General features: G+C 70.9%; 2 protein-coding genes and 1 pseudogene. 2 read left to right on the top strand and 1 reads right to left on the bottom strand.

All coding sequences use genetic code 11. The features are described 5' to 3' along the window. Nucleotides 1–621: FadR/GntR family transcriptional regulator (locus J7E91_RS34765; RefSeq protein ID WP_214911328.1), on the top strand; the 621-nt coding region annotated here is incomplete at its 5' end. 134 nt (nt 622–755) lie between these two features. Beyond that, nucleotides 756–1760, top strand: a complete 1005-nt coding sequence (locus tag J7E91_RS34760; protein WP_214911326.1) for a PAC2 family protein — start codon at nt 756–758, stop codon at nt 1758–1760. 139 nt (nt 1761–1899) lie between these two features. Here J7E91_RS34760 and J7E91_RS36610 read toward each other — a convergent pair. Further along, nucleotides 1900–2069 (bottom strand): annotated as a pseudogene (locus J7E91_RS36610) (cysteine--1-D-myo-inosityl 2-amino-2-deoxy-alpha-D-glucopyranoside ligase); the annotation flags it as partial.

Raw genomic sequence — 2069 nt, 5'->3', positions numbered from 1 at the left:
GGGGCCCTGCGCCCCGGCGACCGCCTCCCCAAGGAGAGCGAGCTCGCCGCCGAGCTGGGGCTGTCGCGCAATTCGCTGCGCGAGGCGGTACGCGCCCTGTCGCTGATCCGGATTCTCGACGTACGACAGGGTGACGGTACGTACGTCACCAGCCTGGATCCCCAACTGCTGCTCGAAGCGATGAGTTTCGTCGTGGACTTCCACCGGGACGACACGGTGCTGGAGTTCCTGGCCGTACGCCGCATCCTGGAGCCCGCCGCGACCGCGATGGCCGCCGCCGGCCTCGGCGAGGCGGAACTGGACGAACTGAGCGCACAGTTGGACGCGCTCGGGTCGCATCCGTCCGTCGAGGAGCTCGTCGCGAGCGACCTCGAATTCCATCGCCGCATCGTGCGGGGCTCCGGCAACTCGGTGCTGTGCTCACTCCTCGACGGGCTCTCCGGGCCGACCACCGGGGCTCGCGTCTGGCGCGGACTGACCCAGGAGGACGCGGTCGGCCGTACGCTCCACGAACACCGCGCGATCCTCGCCGCCCTGCGCGACCGGGACGCGGAGGCCGCCAGGTCGTGGGCGACGGTGCACATCGCGAGCGTCGAGCAGTGGCTGCGCTCTACGCTGTAGGAGATCGGGTCTCTGATCTCGATTGATTCAGCGGGCGCAGGGCACGCTTCCCGCATACGCATCAGGCGTCACCGCACCTGGTGGAAGCCGTAAGGTTGATGCGTGCACAAGGGAACTTCGAAAGGGGGCACTGGGTGATCGAGCTCGAGGGGGTTCCCGAGCTGATCGACCCGGTCATGGTGGCCGCGTTCGAGGGCTGGAACGACGCCGGCGACGCCGCCTCCACCGCGCTCGCGCATCTGGACCGGGAATGGAAGGGCGAGGTCTTCGCGGCGCTCGACGCCGAGGACTACTACGACTTCCAGGTCAACCGGCCCACGGTGTTCATCGACGGCGGAGTCCGCAGGATCACCTGGCCCACCACCCGGCTTTCCGTGGTGCGGATCGGCGGCGACAAGCCCCGTGACCTGGTCCTGGTGCGCGGCATCGAGCCCTCCATGCGCTGGCGCTCGTACTGCAACGAGATCCTCGGCTTCGCCCACGAACTGGGCGTCGAGATGATCGTGATCCTCGGCGCGCTGCTCGGCGACACCCCGCACACCAGACCGGTGCCGGTCAGCGGCGTGACGTCGGACCCGGACCTGGCGCGGACCATGGATCTGGAGGAGACCAAGTACGAAGGCCCCACGGGCATCGTCGGGATCCTCCAGGAGGCCTGCACGCACGCGGGTGTACCGGCGGTGAGCCTGTGGGCCGCCGTGCCGCACTACGTGTCGCAGCCCCCCAACCCCAAGGCCACGCTCGCGCTCCTCAACCGCCTCGAAGACCTCATCAACTTGCGCATCCCGCTCGGCGAACTGCCCGAGGACGCACGGGCGTGGCAGGTCGGCGTCGACCAACTGGCGGCCGAGGACAGCGAGGTGGCGGAGTACGTGCAGTCGCTGGAGGAAGCGCGGGACACCGCGGAGCTTCCCGAGGCGACGGGCGAGGCGATCGCCCGCGAGTTCGAGCGGTACCTGCGACGGCGTGACGGCGGGCCCGGCCCCGGTCATGCGACGGACGGGAGCGAGGGCACCGGTACGTATCTGCGTGACAGCTCCAGCGGCCGTACGCGGCCCCCGAAGCCACCGCGCGGGGAGCCCGGCCAGCCCGAAAGCGCGGAAGGCTCCGACGGAACGGAAGACTCCACAGAGGAGTGAAGCGGGGCGGCGCCGGGTGGCGCCGCCCCGCAGTCGTCAGAGCGCAGAACCGCCCCCGGCCCTCTTCGGGAGAGGTCCGGGGGCGGCACGGCCGGCAGGGCCGGAAAGCGCCTACCGAGCCACGACTACCGAGCCACGATCACAGAGCCACGCCGAGCAGCGCGTCGACGGCGCGCGAGACCACGCCGGGCGCGCCCTCGTCCGTACCGCCCTCGAACGCCTGCAAGGCGGCCCAGCGGTCCACGGCGGCGAGTGCGGCCGGGGCGTCGAGGTCGTTGGAGAGCGCCTCGCGGATCTCCTCGACCAGGG

This window comes from Streptomyces sp. ISL-99 (assembly GCF_018614005.1).
In the GTDB taxonomy this organism is placed as follows: domain Bacteria; phylum Actinomycetota; class Actinomycetes; order Streptomycetales; family Streptomycetaceae; genus Streptomyces; species Streptomyces flavidovirens.
The sequence above is the reverse complement of the archived record's forward strand: the minus strand, read 5'-3'. Positions and strand labels throughout refer to the sequence as shown.